The sequence below is a fragment of the Flavicella sp. IMCC45537 genome, from assembly GCF_057197705.1.
The window spans coordinates 2,540,455-2,559,317 of sequence record NZ_CM170067.1; the positions used below are offsets into that span (position 1 = coordinate 2,540,455).

The 18,863-nt window shown below is 33.6% G+C and carries 20 protein-coding genes and 1 tRNA gene; 2 read left to right on the forward strand and 19 right to left on the reverse strand.

Annotated elements, in window-relative coordinates:
• Positions 1–102: 102 nt before the first annotated feature.
• The 11 genes from atpG to AC2DGP_RS10420 form a co-directional block, all read right to left on the reverse strand.
• Positions 103–963 carry an ATP synthase F1 subunit gamma gene (atpG, locus tag AC2DGP_RS10370; RefSeq protein WP_484489992.1) on the reverse strand — a complete coding sequence of 287 codons (861 nt, stop codon included), beginning with the start codon at positions 961–963 and terminating at the stop codon, positions 103–105.
• A gap of 109 nt (positions 964–1,072) precedes the next feature.
• Complete coding sequence (gene atpA, locus AC2DGP_RS10375) at positions 1,073–2,653, reverse strand: F0F1 ATP synthase subunit alpha (RefSeq protein ID WP_484489993.1); 1,581 nt, start codon at positions 2,651–2,653, stop codon at positions 1,073–1,075.
• Between the two features lie 22 nt (positions 2,654–2,675).
• Complete coding sequence (gene atpH / locus AC2DGP_RS10380; RefSeq protein WP_484489994.1) at positions 2,676–3,233, reverse strand: ATP synthase F1 subunit delta; 558 nt, start codon at positions 3,231–3,233, stop codon at positions 2,676–2,678.
• Between the two features lie 6 nt (positions 3,234–3,239).
• Positions 3,240–3,740: a F0F1 ATP synthase subunit B gene (locus tag AC2DGP_RS10385; protein ID WP_484489995.1), complete on the reverse strand. Its 501-nt coding sequence runs from the start codon at positions 3,738–3,740 to the stop codon at positions 3,240–3,242.
• A gap of 80 nt (positions 3,741–3,820) precedes the next feature.
• Entirely contained in the window at positions 3,821–4,012 is a 192-nt protein-coding gene (atpE, locus tag AC2DGP_RS10390; protein WP_139957468.1) for an ATP synthase F0 subunit C, read from the reverse strand.
• Positions 4,013–4,045: 33 nt separating this feature from the next.
• Entirely contained in the window at positions 4,046–5,158 is a 1,113-nt protein-coding gene (gene atpB, locus AC2DGP_RS10395; protein WP_484489996.1) for a F0F1 ATP synthase subunit A, read from the reverse strand.
• Positions 5,159–5,269: 111 nt separating this feature from the next.
• Positions 5,270–5,659 carry a DUF6168 family protein gene (locus tag AC2DGP_RS10400; protein WP_484489997.1) on the reverse strand — a complete coding sequence of 130 codons (390 nt, stop codon included), beginning with the start codon at positions 5,657–5,659 and terminating at the stop codon, positions 5,270–5,272.
• A gap of 2 nt (positions 5,660–5,661) precedes the next feature.
• Positions 5,662–5,889 carry an AtpZ/AtpI family protein gene (locus tag AC2DGP_RS10405; RefSeq protein ID WP_484489998.1) on the reverse strand — a complete coding sequence of 76 codons (228 nt, stop codon included), beginning with the start codon at positions 5,887–5,889 and terminating at the stop codon, positions 5,662–5,664.
• Positions 5,852–6,241 carry a bactofilin family protein gene (locus AC2DGP_RS10410; protein ID WP_484489999.1) on the reverse strand — a complete coding sequence of 130 codons (390 nt, stop codon included), beginning with the start codon at positions 6,239–6,241 and terminating at the stop codon, positions 5,852–5,854. Before AC2DGP_RS10410 ends, AC2DGP_RS10405 begins: the two co-directional genes overlap by 38 nt.
• A gap of 31 nt (positions 6,242–6,272) precedes the next feature.
• The gene (gene porW / locus AC2DGP_RS10415; protein WP_484492498.1) at positions 6,273–8,477 is read right to left on the reverse strand and encodes a type IX secretion system periplasmic lipoprotein PorW/SprE; all 2,205 of its coding nucleotides are present in this window, start codon (positions 8,475–8,477) and stop codon (positions 6,273–6,275) included.
• Positions 8,478–8,684: 207 nt separating this feature from the next.
• Entirely contained in the window at positions 8,685–9,638 is a 954-nt protein-coding gene (locus tag AC2DGP_RS10420; RefSeq protein WP_484490000.1) for an NAD(P)H-dependent flavin oxidoreductase, read from the reverse strand.
• A 156-nt stretch (positions 9,639–9,794) separates the two neighbouring features.
• Here AC2DGP_RS10420 and AC2DGP_RS10425 point away from each other — a divergent pair, with 156 nt between their 5' ends.
• Complete coding sequence (locus tag AC2DGP_RS10425; protein WP_484490001.1) at positions 9,795–10,844, forward strand: 2Fe-2S iron-sulfur cluster-binding protein; 1,050 nt, start codon at positions 9,795–9,797, stop codon at positions 10,842–10,844.
• A 79-nt stretch (positions 10,845–10,923) separates the two neighbouring features.
• Here AC2DGP_RS10425 and AC2DGP_RS10430 read toward each other — a convergent pair whose 3' ends face one another.
• The 8 genes from AC2DGP_RS10430 to AC2DGP_RS10465 form a co-directional block, all read right to left on the reverse strand.
• Positions 10,924–11,421 carry a YybH family protein gene (locus tag AC2DGP_RS10430; RefSeq protein ID WP_484490002.1) on the reverse strand — a complete coding sequence of 166 codons (498 nt, stop codon included), beginning with the start codon at positions 11,419–11,421 and terminating at the stop codon, positions 10,924–10,926.
• Between the two features lie 85 nt (positions 11,422–11,506).
• Complete coding sequence (locus AC2DGP_RS10435) at positions 11,507–12,085, reverse strand: Crp/Fnr family transcriptional regulator (RefSeq protein WP_484490003.1); 579 nt, start codon at positions 12,083–12,085, stop codon at positions 11,507–11,509.
• A gap of 20 nt (positions 12,086–12,105) precedes the next feature.
• Positions 12,106–13,953 carry a M1 family metallopeptidase gene (locus tag AC2DGP_RS10440; protein WP_484490004.1) on the reverse strand — a complete coding sequence of 616 codons (1,848 nt, stop codon included), beginning with the start codon at positions 13,951–13,953 and terminating at the stop codon, positions 12,106–12,108.
• Positions 13,954–13,973: 20 nt separating this feature from the next.
• The gene (locus AC2DGP_RS10445; protein ID WP_484490005.1) at positions 13,974–15,650 is read right to left on the reverse strand and encodes a S8 family peptidase; all 1,677 of its coding nucleotides are present in this window, start codon (positions 15,648–15,650) and stop codon (positions 13,974–13,976) included.
• An 18-nt stretch (positions 15,651–15,668) separates the two neighbouring features.
• Entirely contained in the window at positions 15,669–16,529 is an 861-nt protein-coding gene (locus tag AC2DGP_RS10450; RefSeq protein ID WP_484490006.1) for an MBL fold metallo-hydrolase, read from the reverse strand.
• A gap of 144 nt (positions 16,530–16,673) precedes the next feature.
• Positions 16,674–16,747, reverse strand: a tRNA-Cys gene (locus AC2DGP_RS10455).
• A gap of 112 nt (positions 16,748–16,859) precedes the next feature.
• Positions 16,860–17,219, reverse strand: a complete 360-nt coding sequence (gene folB, locus AC2DGP_RS10460) for a dihydroneopterin aldolase (protein WP_484490007.1) — start codon at positions 17,217–17,219, stop codon at positions 16,860–16,862.
• 112 nt (positions 17,220–17,331) lie between these two features.
• On the reverse strand, positions 17,332–17,562 hold the full coding sequence (locus tag AC2DGP_RS10465) for a hypothetical protein (RefSeq protein ID WP_484490008.1): 231 nt from the start codon (positions 17,560–17,562) through the stop codon (positions 17,332–17,334).
• Positions 17,563–17,738: 176 nt separating this feature from the next.
• Here AC2DGP_RS10465 and AC2DGP_RS10470 point away from each other — a divergent pair, with 176 nt between their 5' ends.
• The gene (locus AC2DGP_RS10470) at positions 17,739–18,791 is read left to right on the forward strand and encodes a class I SAM-dependent methyltransferase (RefSeq protein ID WP_484490009.1); all 1,053 of its coding nucleotides are present in this window, start codon (positions 17,739–17,741) and stop codon (positions 18,789–18,791) included.
• The last annotated feature ends 72 nt before the right edge of the window (positions 18,792–18,863 follow it).

The window sequence follows — 18,863 nt, forward strand, 5'->3', positions numbered from 1 at the left end:
CCCATTAAACAACAAAATGGAATAAAGTAATTATCCAATATCATTAAAATAAAAAAGCCGTAACAAAAATGTTACGGCTTTTTAAAAATATGTGTTTTAAAACTATGCATTCAATGCTTCCGCACCACCCACAATTTCTAAAATTTCATTTGTAATAGCAGCTTGACGTGCTTTATTGTATGTCAACAATAATTCATCTCTCAACGCATTTGCATTATCTGTTGCTTTATGCATTGCAGTCATACGAGCTCCATGCTCAGATGCAAAAGAATCACGTAAAGCTTTAAACAATTGTGTTTTCAAAGATTTTGGAATTAATGCTGAAATTATTTCTTCTTTTTGAGGTTCAAAAATATAATCTGAAGAAACATTAACATCACTTTCTACCGGTTTGATAGGCAAAAATTGCTCTACTTGAACCAATTGAGTTGCAGCATTTTTGAAACTATTATAAACTATTTCAATCTTATCATAAGATCCAGCTACAAAAAGCTCCATTAGATTGTCTGCAATTGCAGCTACATTTCCAAAAGATAAATCATCAAAAACTTCACTCTTATTCTCAATAACAGTAAAATCTTTCCCCAAAATATCATTTCCTTTTTTACCAATAGTTAACAAATCAATTTGCTTACCTTGATACTTTTCAGCAACTACTTTTCTTGTTTCTTTGATAACATTAGAGTTGAAACCTCCACACAAACCTCTGTTAGAAGTTACGACAACCATCAACACTTTAGAAACATTTCTTTGCTCTGAATAAACTCCACCTGCATCAGCATCTAAAGTTGCGCTTAAGTTTTGCAACAACTCGGTAAGTTTATTTGAATAAGGACGCATAGCAGTAATTGCATCCTGAGCTTTTTTCAATTTAGCAGCAGAAACCATCTTCATTGCTTTCGTGATTTTCATCGTCGAACCAATAGAAGTAATTCTGTTTCTAATTTCTTTTAAGTTTGCCATTTCTTATTTAATATTTTGTCGATTATGTCAAGTAGTAAACTACTTAAACTTTACAATGACTCAAATTAATATAGAGTAGTCAATCAACTACTCTATATTAACTAATAATTTATGAAGCGTATTTCGCTGAAATTTCAGCAGCAGCAGCTTCTAATACATCTAAAGATGCTTTTTCTAATTTTCCAGATTTCAAAGAATCTAAAGTATCTCTATGCTTAGTATTCAAGTAAGAAATGAAATCAGCCTCAAATTCTTTTACTTTATTTACAGGTACATCTTTCAATAAGTTCTTTGAACCTGCATAGATAATAGCAACTTGATCTTCTACTGTGTAAGGATCGTTTTGACCTTGCTTTAAGATCTCAACATTTCTTTCACCTTTAGAAATTACGTTCATTGTTGCAGCATCTAAATCAGAACCAAACTTTGCGAAAGCTTCTAGCTCACGATACTGTGCTTGATCTAACTTTAATGTTCCAGATACTTTTTTCATAGACTTGATCTGTGCAGAACCTCCTACACGAGATACAGAAATACCTACGTTAATCGCTGGACGAACCCCTGAGTTGAATAAATCTCCATCCAAGAAAATTTGTCCATCAGTAATAGAAATAACGTTTGTAGGGATATAAGCAGATACATCTCCCGCTTGCGTCTCAATAATTGGCAATGCAGTTAATGATCCTCCTCCTTTGATTTTACCAACTAATGAAGGTGGTACATCATTCATTTTTTGAGCAATAGCATCATTGTTGATTACTTTTGCCGCACGCTCTAATAATCTAGAGTGTAAGAAGAATACATCCCCTGGGTAAGCCTCACGTCCCGGTGGTCTTCTTAACAACAAAGAAACCTCACGGTAAGCTACCGCTTGTTTTGATAAATCATCATAAATAATCAATGCTGGTCTACCAGTATCTCTAAAATACTCACCAATTGCAGCACCTGCAAAAGGAGCGTATACTTGCATTGGAGCCGGCTCAGAAGCACTAGCTGCAACAACAGTTGTATAAGCTAAAGCACCTTTTTCTTCTAATAAGTTTACAATACCAGCAACAGTAGAAGCTTTTTGACCAATAGCAACATAAATACAGTAAACTGGGTTTCCTGCATCATAAAATTCTTTTTGATTCAAGATTGTATCCAAAGCTACAGTAGACTTTCCAGTCTGACGGTCACCAATGATCAACTCACGCTGTCCACGACCTACAGGAATCATTGCATCAATAGATTTAATTCCAGTTTGCAAAGGCTCAGTTACTGGCTCTCTAAAGATTACACCAGGAGCTTTACGCTCTAAAGGCATCTCAAAAGTTTCACCTTCAATTGGTCCTTTACCATCAATCGGGTTTCCTAAAGTATCTACAACACGTCCAACAATACCTTCACCTACATTTAAAGATGCGATACGCTCTGTACGTTTTACAGTAGATCCTTCAATTACTGAAGTAGATGCACCTAAAAGTACAACCCCAACATTATCTTCTTCCAAGTTCAATACAATACCTTCTAAACCTGATTCAAACTGAACCAATTCTCCGTACTGTACGTTAGATAAACCGTATACACGAGCAATACCATCTCCAACTTGTAAAACCGTCCCAACTTCACTCAATGAAGCCGATGCTTCAAAATTTGTCAATTGTTCTTTTAAAATTGCTGAAACTTCAGCTGCTTTAATTTCTGCCATCTTGAATTATTTTGATGTATAATTAAATTTTTGCAACAAAATGACTATTGTCAAATTGTCTTTTCAATTCGTTAAAATTATTTGAAATACTTGCGTCGTACTGGATATCACCAACACGTAAAATAAATCCTCCTAAAATATCAGCATCCACCACGTTCTCAACAATGGCTTCATGACCTGTTAGTTCTTTAATTTTCGCTAGTACTTTCTTGTTTAATGCCGCTGTTAATGGCACTGCGGTTGTTACTCTAGCAACATCAATAAGTTTGTCATGGTCAAACAAAATTGTATACTGCTTCGCAACCATTGCCAACAATGGCAATCTTTTATTCTCTCCCAACAATTTGATCGCACCTAAAGTGATTTGATCTACTGCTTCAGAAAAGATAGCATTCAAAGCATTAATCTTAAGTTCTGCTTTGATTACTGGGCTACTTAATACAAGAGCAAGTTCTTCGCTTTCAGAAAGAGTTTTAGCGATCAACTGCATAGAGTTATTCACTTCTGTTTCTTTCTTAGAATCTTTTGCAAGATTCAATACTGCTTTTGCATATCTAAGTGCTGCTCTAGTTCCTTTCATCTTATCTTAGTTTAAAGTAACGTCACCTAACATTTTGTCAACCAATGCTAGTTGATCCTCTTTAGCCGCTAATTCTTTTTGAACTACTTTTTCAGCAATGTCAATTGATAAATGAGCAACTTGAGACTTTAAATGTGCAATTGCAGCTTGCTTTTCTACTTCAATCGCAGATTTTGCAGCATCAATAATTCCACTTGCTTGTTCTTGAGCTTCCTCTTTAGCGTCAGAAATAATTTTTTCTTTTATTTCACGAGCATCTTTTAACAAAGCATCTCTCTCTGCTCTAGCTTCTTTTAAAATTCTTTCGTTATCAGCATTCAAAGATTGCATTTCTTTCTTAGCTTCTTCAGCTGATTCCAATGCATTCTTGATACCTTCTTCTCTATCGTTTACTGCTTCTAAAATTGGTTTCCATGCAAACTTCTTTAACAAAAGAACCAATGCTACAAATAATACTGATTGCCAGAAAAATAAACCTAATGAAAATTGTTCTATTAATTTTTCCATCGTGTGTTTTGTGTTTTTTAATTAATTTTAGGATAAACAATAGCTACAACCAACCGTTGTAGCTATTTGTTTGTTTTGTCTTATGCTGCGAATAAAGCTGCGAAACCGATACCCTCGATTAAGGCTGCTGCAATCAACATAGCAGTTTGAATCTTTCCTGATGCTTCTGGTTGACGAGCAATAGCGTCCATTGCTGAACCACCAATTCTTCCAATTCCAACAGCTGCACCGATTACGATCAATCCTGCTCCAATGTAATTTAATCCTTCCATGATATATATATTTAATTATTAAACATTCAATTTTTAGTGATCATCATGCTCTTCAACTGCAGAACCGAAGTACAACGCAGAAAGCATAGTGAAAATATAAGCTTGTAGCGCCGCTACTAATAACTCTAATAATGATAAAGCAAATGCCAATCCAAATGACAATGGACTACCAATCCAGTTTTTAAAGATGAACATCATTCCAATGATACTCATCAATACGATATGTCCTGCAGTAATATTTGCATACAAACGAATCATCAATGAAAATGGCTTAATGATCGTACCTAACAATTCAATTGGAATTAACAAAATCTTCATTGGTGTTGGTACTCCTGGCATCCAAAAGATGTGTCCCCAGTAATTTTTATTAGCCGTAAATGTTGTCAAAAGATAAGTTATCAATGCTAAAGACAAAGTAACAGCAATATTGTTTGTTACATTAATCCCTACAGGTGTCAAACCTAATAAGTTCACAATCCAGATAAAGAAAAACACAGTTAACAAGTAGCTCATGTATTTTCTGTAGTGCTTTTTTCCAATATTAGGGATAGCAATCTCATCTCTAACATATAAAATCAAAGGCTCTAACAATCTACCAAAACCTTTAGGCAAAGCACTTGTTTTGTAATTTTTTGCCATTCCAGTAAAAACCAAAAACATAAACAAAGAAACCAAAAAGATGAAAGTAACATTCTTTGTGATAGAAAAATCAACTGGCTTTATGTTTGTTGCATGGTGGTGATCATCATAAGAGATAGTCCCTGCTGCATCCGTTTTATAAATTTTACCGTGGTAAAGTTTAAAGAAGTTTCCATTATTCTCTGCAACTGTTTCACCGTGATGAAATTTTGAAGAAGAAAAAACGTTTAATCCAGACTCTGCATCATACAAAATAACCGGTAAAGGCATCCCTACATGATTCTCTTTCCCGTGCTCATCTTCGTAAGAAAACAGACCAAAATCATGAGAATCCAACAAGTGATGGTTGATAAATGCTTTAATTTCCTCCCCTAAAGAAGCCTCAGCTTCTTCAGTATGGCTAGTTGAATGTTGAGTATGTTCATCATTGTGGTGTTGCGCTACCGAAATAAACGAAACTAAAAACAATAAAAACGTAATCTTTTTGATTAAAAAATCTCTTCGCATAATCTATAAATAAACGTGTCTTAAAAACGCTGCAAAGATATATTTTTAAACGTAATGGAAAAATTAATTTTCAGATTATTTTTTTTCCTAAAATCTCAGGCAATTTATTCCTTATTTTTTTGAGAAATTCAAAATCTTAACAACACCCAAAGTCTCTAAAAACAAGCACAATAGATACGGAACAAAGAAAGACAAAAACTCTAATCTAGAAATATCTCCATCCTGTCTAAATTCAGGTGAGAAAAAAATAAAAAACACAGCAAATTTCAACAGGCTTCCTGCCATGAACAAAAACCCTAACTGATCACTGAATTTTTTTTGTAAAAAACTCAAACTTGAAATAATAAAAATTGCTAAAATTACATTTGCATAATACCCCTGAATTATCATGTTTTCATAGGGAGAATAGCCTAAAAACCTCAACAACTCAGTATGAATATAAAAAATAAGACCTGCAATTATTACCAGTCTGACAGAAAAGAGAACCGTTTTTTTTGACATTGTTATTCTTTGTCTTCCATATTTTTTAACTGTTGTAACATACTATACATAGAAATTACAAAAGCAAAAAGCACCAACAATAACGTCAGTGTTTTTTCAAATCCAAAATAAACATCCAATTTTTTGCCTAAATAAGCTGCCAAATAAATGGTTACACCTAGTTGAATCCCTATTCCGGAAAATCTAATAAATTTATGAAGCGGTTTTTTCTGAGGATTTTTTTGAACCATCTTTATTTAATTCTTTAATCATGCCTTTCATACTACATGTTGCATTGAAAGAAGCACCAGGTTCAACGGTTAATTTACCAATCACAACATCACCATGTATCACAGCTGTTGATTTTAAGGTTAACATATCACTTACAGAAATATTTCCGGATACCTCCCCTTCTATATCTGCATTAGTACATTCTATTAAGCCTTTTACATTTCCTTCTCTCCCAATAATGACTCTACCATCCGCACGAATACTTCCTTCTACAGAACCATCTATTCTAAAATCTCCTTCAGAATGAATATCTCCAACAATTGAAGTTTTCTTACCAATTACATTTCTTTCTAGAACAGGACTTTCTTTCATCTTTTTTTCTTTAAACATATTAAGGGGTACTTTATTTCAATTTTCTCATCAACTCCTTCGCTCTTTTGCCTTCTTCTGTATTAGAATAATTTAAGACAATATAGTCGAGAGCCTCCATAAATGCTTTTTTACCTTTTGTTTTTGCTAAGGCATAAGCTTTTAATAATTCAAGTTTTGGTACTATCGGTGTTCCTTCAAAGGTACGCAACGCTTTTGAAATATCATAAATCGTTTGTAAATAGTCTCTAGATTTATAGGTATAATAGATTTCTCTATAAGCACCCTCAGGCGTTTTATCACTCTTGCTATCTATTACCTCTTCTGGGTTTAAAATCATTTGTGCAAATACCGAATTAGGAAAACGTCTTACCACAATACCACTATAATAATCAGCTTTTTCTTGATTCCCCATCGCTTCATATATCCTAAACAAATGGTAATTTGTCCCTAAAACCAATTTATCCTCAGGAAAAATTTCGATTAATGTTTCTAAAGTCTCAGCCGCAAGTTCATATTCCTTAAACTGCTCTTTATAGATTAAACCTAGTTGATAATAAGTACTGCTTCTTAAATTAGAAATACTATCTATCTCTTTCAAAGTAGACGGCAACTGATTTACATAGTACGCAACCTTATACTTTTCTGGCATTTCCTCTTCTCCAGTTGCATTATCTGTTTTCACAACAATCAACTGATCATCTCTCAATCGAGTATTATCAGACCATCTCCAATTATCCGTAAGCTTCCTTGATCCCCATACACGTTTAAACTCCTGCTTCCCAAAACTTACTGTTTGATCACTGTAAAAATACCAATCACCATTTTTATTAGAAGCCTTTACAGCTGTTTGAGCACTAGCAAGTCCTGTTTCTTCATATTTTTTTAAATCCTCTAAAAACTCTGCCTTTTCTTTTGCTTCTTGCTCTTCCTTTTTTAAATTCTCTATATATACTGTAAAATGCTCTACTTGCTCTTCCTTATCCATAGCAAGTACATTCCATATACTATCATTCCTTTTTATCACATCTTCAAAAACCAAAACAGACTCTAGGCCCTGTTTCTTTCTTTTGAGTTTCCTTATTCTTTTTGAATCGATATTTCCTGAAACTTGCAATACACTATCATAAAAACTACTTGCCGTAGCATAATCAGTGTCGTCAAAATAAATATCTCCAGAAGCCTCATATGACAACCCTTTTTGAAAACTTTTGGCATTCTTAGCATGTACGGAATTTTGATAGTTCTGCAGCGCCAATTCTTTGTCTCCATTATTACTTTGTAACAATGCCAAATGATAATAGAGCTCATCTAAATAAGGCCTATTCTCTCTAATTTTAATTAGTTTTTCTAGTTGTGGTATTGCTTCCTCAGGTACGCCTCCTAACTGAAAGTTTTTAACTTTCTCGATTTCTGCATGAATCTTATAATCATAGGGTGCTTTTTTAAAATCTATTATTTCCTGAAAAGCAGTTTGAGAATTATTTAAATCATTCTCTTGACGATACAACTGTCCTAATATAAAAAGGTTTCTAGATTTTTTAGTTGGGTTTTTACTTTCCTCAACAGCACTATGCAAACTACGAATAATCATCTCTGTACTGTCTATCTGACTATATGCCATAGCCATAGTAATATAGGCATCTTCCAAGTTTTTTTGATCTATTGCATCCTTTTCTAAAAAGACTTCTAAAGAAGCAATCGCAACATCTTCATTTTGCATTCTAATATCCGCTTTAGCTTTCCAAACAATAGTTTCATCTATCAAACTTGCTTCTGGATAATTTTTAATAACATAATTAAAAGCTTCCATGGCCGGAACAAAACGACTTGTATAATAACGAGATTTCCCCAACAACAGATACGCCTCATCAATTCGGCTATTTTTCTCCTTCCCTCCAATATTCATGGAATGCTTCTGAACAGCCTTCACAGCTTTCTCCTCTGCCAATTCAAAAGAAGTTAAATTTTTATCTTCCTCCTTTTTCTTTTTATTCTTCTTAGAAGCTTTTGACTTCTTTTTGTAATCAGGAATATCGATTTTACCCTCCTCAATATTCAAAGGCTCTATAGGTAGTATTTCCCAATAATTATCTTGATATTTCTCGTTGATCTCATTCAAACCAGCCTGAAATGCAATCTCACCATTGTACAATATATTGTACTCAGTCGTCATAGCATGGTACTTTCTATTTACGAAGCTGTCTTTTTTAGTACTGCAACTAAAAAGCAACAACACAAGTCCAATACACAAAAAAGGAAGTTTTTTAACCAAGATTAATAGGATTAGAATTCTATTTAAGTATTTTTTTACTCAAACCTAATAACGCAAAACTACAAATAATATTACTCATTCATATCAGCTGATTAAGATAGAGACAAACTAATTAAAAAATCTAGTGTTCAAAAGGAAAGATAAGAAGTAATGGTCGTTGATTTAAATCCATCAAATAAACCTATCAATAATAGTTTTTACCGATTCGATTTTGGTTGTATATTCAATGGTGGGACCTGCTACCCAAACCGTTTTATAGGTTGCTTTCATGGCGGCATTCTCCACATCATTTGTTCCTTTCAAATAACGTAATAACTTTACCCACTTTTTAAGTTTTTTGTTTCTATTTAGCACACACTCAATCCAAGTTTCATGAGTTCCTATTTTTTTCACATACGGTGTATTGATAACAGTACAAGGGGTTCCAGAAATTTTTTGAGTAACCACAATATCATCAGCCCCATAAGAAACGCAAGCTTCTTTATACTCTTGCGATACACCAGCTTCCTCTGAAGCTATAAAAGGACTCCCAATAGAAACACCAACAGCACCATATGAAAGCACCTTATCTAACTCCTGCTTACTTCCAACACCTCCTGCCGAAATTATGGGAATAGAACAATGAGCATTCAATTGAGTTATCAACTCTTCAGGACCAAAATCCCCACGATGTCCACCGGCTTTATTATTTACTGCAATCAAAGCATCACACCCCATATTTGCAACCTTTATTCCATGATTTAAATTTACAACATCACAAAAAACCTTGATCCCTTTTTTATGCGCTTCATCAATAATCAGTTTCGGGTTTCCCAAAGACGTTATAATAAAATCAACCCCTTCCTCACAACATATCCTAAGCTGATCTTTATATTTTAGGTTAGATTTATTCACTATGATATTGATCCCAAATGCCCCCTTTTCCGGCTTCACTTTTTTTAATTCCTGAATAGCAACTCTTAGCTTATCGGTAGTTCGGAAATTCAAAGCGGGTATGCAAGCAGCTACATTTTTTTCCATTGCAGCTTTTACCATAGCCACATTAGACACCAAAAACATTGGCGCTACAATAATTGGATGAGCAATATTTAATAATTCCTCTAAAGTTTGTTTTCCATCTTCCATAAGCTAACACTGAAGCAGTAAATAAAGATAAGGATTTAATAGTGCTTATCACGGTAACAAATGTTAATTAAAGATTTATAGGTATTTTTTTTAAAATCTTCTAAGCACTACTAATAAGTTTCTTATTTTTGCAGCACATTTTATTATACATTACTTATGCCTCATTTTCACACATTAAAAATTAAAGAAATTGTAAAAGAAACAAGCTCTGCTGTCTCTATTCTTTTCAATATCCCAGAGGATTTAAAAAAGGTTTTTGCTTTTAAAGCAGGACAATATCTTACAGTTCGCACAACAGTAGACGGAGAAGAATTAAGACGTGCTTACTCAATATGCTCATCAGAAAAAAGTGGCGATGTAAAAATCGCAGTAAAGGCTATTGAAAATGGTAAGTTTTCAAATTACGCATACAATTCATTAAATTCAGGTGACTCTTTAGAAGTTGCTCCTCCTGAAGGAAACTTTACAATTGACACAAAAAGTGATCAACTAAAAAACTACCTTGCTTTTGCTGCAGGAAGTGGAATTACCCCTGTTTTATCCATGATAAAAACAGTTCTAGAAGACGAACCCAAATCAACATTTACTTTAATTTACGGTAACAAAACAGCAAATAGCACCATCTTCAAAAGTGAACTCGATGCGTTGGCTAAAAAGTTTATTGCTCGTTTTAATATTAAATATGCTTTTTCACAAGAACAAAGCTCGGGAACTATACAAGGTAGAATCGACAAAAAAGCTACCAATTATATCGTTAGAGAAAAATTCAATCACTTAAATTTTGACGATGTTTTTCTTTGCGGACCTGAAGAAATGATCAACGAAGTAAGCACAACTCTTAAAGAAGATGGTTTTTTAAAGGAAAATATCAACTTTGAATTATTTGTATCTTCTGCAGACACTAAAGATGTAAGTTCTGCTGATGGTGTTTCAGAAATTACAGTACTTGTAGACGATGAAGAAACAACGTTTACCATGGATCAAAAAGACACTATTTTAGCAGCATCACTACGTCACAACTTAGATGCTCCTTATTCTTGTCAAGGTGGTGTTTGTAGTAGCTGTATGTGTAAAGTAACGGAAGGAAAAGCTATCATGACGTCAAACAGTATTCTAACAGAAGATGAAATAGAAGAAGGGTTGGTATTAGCTTGTCAAGCTCACCCAACTACAGCAAAAATTGCTGTTGATTTTGATGACGTTTAAAAAACAAGAAATTTCTACATAAAAAAAAGCCGACTAAATATTTAGTCGGCTTTTTTTATATAAATAACTACACGTACAATTATTTCGCGCTTGTCTTATTAAACATATATCTTGCTATCTTCCACTGTCCTAAAACTTTTTTAAACACAAACAACTCTCTATTCGACTCGGGTGCTTTTACTCCATTAGCCAGAATATGAACCGTTCCTTCCGAACTAGTAACAGCAAATGCCATATCCCCTTCAATTTCTATTTCTTTGATATCAAAAACAATATCCAATTGTATTTGAGAAAACACAAATTGATACGATTTTAAAATCTGTTCTTTACCAACTCCACTAGGTGCTTCTGTTGGCATAAATATTCCATCTTTCGTATAAAGAGATTGCGCCAACTTTGCATCTGAATTCACCAATGCTTTTTGATATTCTGCCAACAAAGTCTCTATTTGTTTTCTGTTTTCACTTTTCATAATTTCTGTTTTTTTAGTGTTAATGTTTTCTTTTTCAGGAATTGAATTCTTACCAAAGGCTACCAACAAAATTGCTGAAGCCATAATGATTATTCTTTTCTTCATATTGTATCTTTTTTTGGCTGATACAAATTTCCAGAAAAGAAAACTTCACTACCTATAAGGTATCTTAAGAAAACATTTGAAATAACTAAATTGTTGCAATTTTTTTTCGAATAGTACTTAAAAACTCAGGAGTCACTCCCAAATAAGAAGCAATTTGAACGTTAGAAATGCGTTCAAAAAAATAAGGATATCGCTTTAAAAAATCCAAATACCGCTCCTCTGCAGTGGAACTGATATTTTGAAGAATTCTTCGTTGTGAACTCACCAAAGCATTCTCTGTGAAAACTCTAAATATCCTATTAAATTTTGGATAATCTACAAAAAGACTGAGCTGCCCCTTTTTACTAATTTCTAATACTACAGAATCCTCTAGGGCTTCAATATACAACATACTAGGCTCTTCACTATGAAAACTCCCTATATCACCAATCCACCAATTTTCAATTGCAAACTGCAAATTATGTTGCTTGCCTTTTTCATCAACAAAATACATTTTAAAACACCCTTTTACAACAAACGTATTGAATTTGCATACCTGTCCTTGCTCTAACAAAAAATGTCGCCGTTTAACCGTTCTAAGCTTAAACAAAGAAGTCACTGCACGCTCCTCCTCCTTATTCAAAGTGAGTATCTTATTAAAATACAACAACAAAGAATCAACCATAAAAGTATATTATTTTGCTGTTAGTCAATCTTTATTCTTGGAAAAACATTATTCTCTGAATCCGTGTCTGCCATCAATCGAGAAGGATCAATCTGAACTGACTGAATGTTTTTAGTAGTCACAAATTCATAACCTGGAGCAACCCACGACCAACTTTCCAAACTAGTAGCAGAAGTTGGTTTTGCACCTCTCATCATTTTTAATGGAATATAAAAATCCTCAACCGAACCATCATCATAGGTTACGGATACATCGATAGGCATTGGCATTCTTCCAATTCTATTTAGAACAACCTTATTTGAGTTTTCTACCGAAACAGAATAATCGATAGTGTGTTTAGTTTGAGTCCAATAATTTAAATACCAATCCAACTGAATTCCAGAAATTTTCTCAGCCGTCCTTTTTATATCATTGGGTGTTGGATGCTTGAATTTAAAATCTTCGTAATATTTCTTTAAAGTTTTCACTACATTTTCTTTGCCTATCACATATTCCAATTGAGAAAGAAAAATAGACCCTTTACTATATGCAGCAATTCCATAAGCAAAATTATAATGATAAGCATCTGCCTGTGTGGTCAATGGTTCCTCTATATTATAATTCAATAAATTATAATATCCTTTATATGAACCTTCTAAAGGATTGGTTTTACCCTCCTTTAAAACCATATTCTCAGCATGACTTGAAATATATGTAGTAAACCCTTCGTCCATCCAAGGATGTTTAGACTCATTCGTTGCCAACACAAATTGGAACCAAGAATGGGCCATTTCATGTGCAACTACACCTACCAAACTCCCAAAAGATCGTTCGCCGGTAACCAAAGTACACATTGCATACTCCATTCCTCCGTCACCTCCCTGAATAACAGAATATTGTTTATACGGATAAGCTCCGATATTTTCGTTATAGTATGCAAGTAACTCAGCAGTCTTAGGCTGTAAGTCCCTCCAATTTTTCAAATATTCTTGATCCATTTTTTTCTTATACAGAAAATGCAACACCGTCCCACTTTCAGTATTCAAAACATCATGTTTAAATTTTGGATCAGCAGCCCATGTAAAATCATGAACTTTTGGAGCAATAAAATGCCACGTCAATTTTTTCCCTTTCTGCTTTTTTACTTTGAAACCCTTCTTCTCATAACCATAGCCTACTTCATTTGCGTTTTCAAGATATCCTGACCCTCCAACGATATATTTTTTGTCAATATGTAGCGTCACATCAAAATCACCCCAAACTCCGTGAAATTCTCTTGCTATGTATGCATTCGCATGCCATCCTTCAAAATCATATTCTGCTAATTTTGGATACCATTGTGCCATTGAAAGCGCAACTCCTTCCTTATTATCTCTTCCTGCTCGTCTAATTTGCAACGGAACTTGACCTAAAAACTCCATATACAAAACAGTTGTTTCACCTGACTGGATCGGCGTATTTAAAACTACCTCTAATATCGTTCCATCTAGATGCGTCTCCACTTTCTTGTCATCTTGAACCAATGACAACACCTTAATAAACCCTATTTCATCGGGTTTTAAAACAGAAATTCTACTTGTTACAATAGGTTTTTCTTCTGTACCTGATTTCTCAACCATTCTCCCATCAGGATCTTGAATATTCTGCAAACGAATATCCATCTCACTACCTGGCTGAAATGCATTAAAATACAAATGGTAATAAACCTTATCTAAAACATCAGGAGAATTATTCGTGTAAGTCAACTTTTGTTTCCCCTTGTATTGATACGATTTTACATCCATATCAATATCCATTTTATAGGAAACATGTTGCTGCCAATAGGTTGTATTCTGAGCAAAAGCAACTATTGAAAAACAAATACTAAACAAGGATAGAGCTATTCTCATAAGACTAGGAACCTAAAAATTTATTTTTTCTTTTTCTTAGCAGTCATTTCTTCCGCCATTTTTACTGCATTGTACGCATTGACAATTCTACCAGACACACACAAATCAGATAAATCAACCAATTCGTCTTGAGTTCCTGGTTTGATGACCTTAAAATTAATTACCGTACCAGAATTCATTAAAATATGCTTGACTTGACTTGCAGATAATTCTGGATAGTAAGAGCGAATCATTGCCGCAACTCCAGCAGTAGAAGGAGACGCCATAGACGTACCACTTAAATACTGATATTCACTATTTGGGACAGTTGCATACACATCTACACCAGGTGCAAACACATCTACATTAATTTGACCATAATTAGAAAAAGTAGCCAACATATGCTCATCATAACTAGAACTCATTGCACCAATCGTAATCATATTATCAGAAATTTCTTCCTTCATATCCGGTGCATCATTAGGATAAGATGGAACTTCATCAATATTATCTGCATCATTTCCGGCTGCATTTACAATTAAAACATCGTGCTTTTCTGCATACTTAATTGCATCGTGTACCCAATCCGCATGCATAGAATACCCTTTTCCAAAACTTGTATTGATAACCTTAGCCCCATTATCTACAGCATATCTAAATGCCAAAGCAACATCTTTATCATATTCATCACCATTTGGAACGCAACGAACCGACATCAATTTTACATTTTTTGCCACTCCATCAACACCTTTTCCATTATCATTCGAGGCTAAAATAATTCCAGCGACATGTGTTCCGTGAATTTCATCGTCTTGATGATTTTTCGGGTTTCCATCTCCATAATACTTCGTACTCATATCATTTTCATCATCCCCTAACAAATCTTTCCTTGGATTAAAGTCAAGATTATAATGACTATCCACAGAAGATGTATAATGCTCTACACCTCTTTTGATCTGTTTCATTTCAACCGGAATGGTAGTCCCTCCTTTTAAAACATTCATCGCTAGTTCTCTTTGCTTTAACAACATTGGATCTTCTGTAACAATAGCCTCTACATCCGAAAGCGAATAAGCTTCTTTTCCTGTATTTGCTACCATTGCATTATGAGATGTTTCAAACATATTTAAATAGAAAGCGTATTTTTCTTTTTCAGAAGCAGCTTCTCCTAATTTCTTATCAAAAATCTCTTTCAGCTCCATATATTCATCATACTCCGCTTTGTCTTTATCTTCAATTTGACTTTCTGTTTTCCCATCAAATTTCTGAGACTTTAGTTTGATGATTCTGGTAATCTCAAGATTTTCATCATAAATATCTCCTAAAAAGTTCCATCCATGAACATCATCTATGTATCCATTTTTATCATCATCAATTCCATTTCCAGCTACTTCCTTAGGGTTTGTCCACAACACATCTTTTAAATCCTCATGCTCTAAATCAATCCCAGAATCATTGACTGCCACAATTACCTGTGTAGATTCTTTCCCCTTTAAAAACTCGTATGCTTGCAACACACTCATACCTGGAATGGTATCTGTAGCAATATCTGCATGCCCCCATCTTTGTTTCTCATCCTCTGTTAACGCAATATTTTTGGCGCTAATATTAATCCCATTTTGCACAGCAACTGGAACAGGAATTTTATGAATTGACTTACAACTAACAAGGGTTGCTGTAATTAATGAGGTTACATAAAGCGGTTTTAATAATTTCATATTCTATATTTTAATAAATCAACTGAACACTTCGTTAAAAGTATAACTATTTTGGAGACGCACTCCTTTATCGGTATGTTTTACAGTACACAACTCATGATGAGCATCGTGTTCTAAAAACAAAATAAATTCTTTATCTGCTGCCTCATTTAAAAAAAGGGCTTTCTCATCCATTGTAAGTAAGGGTCTTGTATCATACCCCATTACATATGGCAACGGCAAATGCCCAACGGTTGGCAATAGATCTGCTGCAAAAACAAGAGTTTTTCCTTTATATTGAATATGAGGAATCATTTGTTTCTCTGTATGACCATCAACACTCAATATGCCAAAATTCAATTCAGAATCTGACTGAAAACTTTCTCCTTTCAAATCAACAAACTGCAACTGACCAGACTCTTGGATTGGTAAAATATTTTCTTTTAAAAAAGAGGCTTTTTCTCTTGGGTTGGGAACTGTTGCCCATTTCCAATGTGCTTCATTAGACCAATAAACAGCATTTTTGAAAGCAGGCTGATACCCTGTTTTATTTTTATTCCACTCAATCGCACCTCCACAATGATCAAAATGCAAGTGAGTTAAAAACACATCCGTTATTTGATCTCTATGAAACCCTAATTTAGCCAATGAACTATCCAAAGAAAAATCTCCCGAAAGATAAAAATACCCAAAAAAAGTATTTGATTGCTTATTCCCGATTCCCGTATCTATCAGCATCAATCGATTTCCATCTTCAATCAACAAACAACGCATCGTTAAATCTATCATGTTGTTTGCATCTGCTGGATTAGTGCGCTGCCAAATACTTTTAGGCACCACTCCAAACATAGCTCCTCCGTCTAATTTGATGTTTCCAGTTTCAATCGGGTAAATTTTCATAAAATTTATTTAGAAAGGAAAAACCAAAATACAATTTAATGTGGAAGTTTCCTTGCAAAAACCCTACAAAAATGAGGAATAAATAAATCTCACCATGTTAAAGAAAACAAAAAACCACCTATCGAAATGATAGATGGTTTAAACTGGAGGCGTCGAGCGGATTCGAACCGCTGTAGATGGTTTTGCAGACCACTGCCTAGCCACTCGGCCACAACGCCATTAAGGCTGCAAATTTAGTTATTTTTCTAATTTGCACAAGATTTTTTTATTGAAATATTATTTTTTTCTTGCCCTGACAAGTAAACCCATTATAAATCAACAACAAAGGCTTTATTTCCGTTTCTTTTTAAGCACAATTGTTACTTGCTCTACATCACCTCCAATAGGTGGATTAATCTTAGAAACCGCCGTTTTCACTTTTGAAACCATTGGAATCTCATCTAATACCCTATCTTGAATTCGTTTTGCTACATGCTCTAACAGCTCAGAACGAATATCCATTTCTTCCTTAACAATTAAATTTAAATGTACATAATCAACAGTATCACCTAATTTATCAGATTTACTAGATTTTTTCAAATCAGCTTTCACCTCAATATCAACCCTGTAATCAGAACCAATTTTTGCTTCTTCCTCTAAACACCCATGATATGAGTAGGTACGAATATTCTCAACTTTTATAATTCCCATGATCTTAATTTGAATGCAAATTTAGCAATTCACACTAAAGAAATTGAAATCAGAAAGTCTTATTTTCTAAAAATGTCGAAGTAAATAATTTACTTCGACATTTTCAAAACCACTATAGGGTTCCATCTCTTTTTCGCAATTTTAATCCACTAATATGCTGGGCAACAAAACGCTGAATAAAAGACATACGCTTTAATTCATTTGGTCTAAAAAGATCTGTTCGATAATTTTTTATTTTACGAATTCTCTTTCCTGCATAATGCTGTCTTCCCCATCCTGTAGGTGATTTTAATTTTCCTAAATCACCATTAGACATACTAGAATCTAAAGTTTGGTCCATCATAATACATAACTTTAAGGTGAAACAATAGGTACTAGGCATCAAAAAATGCACTCTATAACATACGAAAAACTAATCAAATATCCAAAAAAATGTTCATTATTGAAGCCCCAAAAGAAGCCCATGAATTATTTTTCATTAAGAAATTGTCGTTTCTTTGAATTCACAAATCATCTACCATGAAAAATACTGAAATTAAAACAACTATTGACAAAGCCTCTGTTAGACTTTCTAAAAAACTAATAAAACTCGACATTTCACAATTAAATCTTTCAGAATACAACACTTCATACTTTAACAAATACCTTGTAGACCTTGAGTTCTATTCCAACCTATACAAGCAACTATTAACCAGAGCAATAAGCAAACTAAAAAAACCAATTCATGAAAGTACATTTATAGATTATGGAGGTGGATCTGGATTTCTATCTTTCTTTGCTAAAGAACTCGGTTTCAAAACTGTTATTTATAACGACCTATATAACTTATCAGTAGTGGATGCTAAAAAAACATCGAAAGCTATTCAAATTAATATTGATTACTTTATTTGTGGGGATTGCGAAGAACTTGTCGAAAATTTAAAATTAAACAAACTAAAACCCGATTTAATTTGTTCGTTTGATGTTCTAGAACACATATATGATTTAGATAAATGGTTTAGGGAAATTTCCGGAATCTCCAATCCATTTGATCTTATTTTTACCACAAGTGCTAATTCTAAAAATCCATTTATCACGAGTCGTCTAAGAAAACTACACCATAGAGCTGAATTCTTAGGAACAAAGAAAACCAATGAATGGAAAAAAACAGACTCTAACCTTGCTTTCTTTGAATTAAGAAAACAAATTCTTCGAGAGAACTTCCCAAAAGAGACACAAGAAACTATTAAAACACTTGCAACCAAAACAAGAGGTCTAAAAAACAACGACATCCTTACTCAAGCGGATAAATTTATTAAAACAGGAAAAATGGACCACCAACCGACTGACCCTACCAACACCTGTGACCCATTAACAGGAAACTGGACAGAAAATTTAATCAATTTAAATCAACTTAAGGCAATCATAAACTCTTACAATATGCAGGTTGAAATAAAAAACACTCAATATGCTTATAATTCAAATAAAAAATTAAACCACCTAAAAAGTATTTTAAATTTTGTTATCAAAACAATTAATTCAGATATTCTATTTCTTTCTCCTTCCTACTCTATAGAGGTGGAAAAAAAATAAAACTAATAAAAAACTTCACCATTCAAAAAAGAAACTATTCCCCCTATTTTCTTTAAATTTGTGCCTTTAATT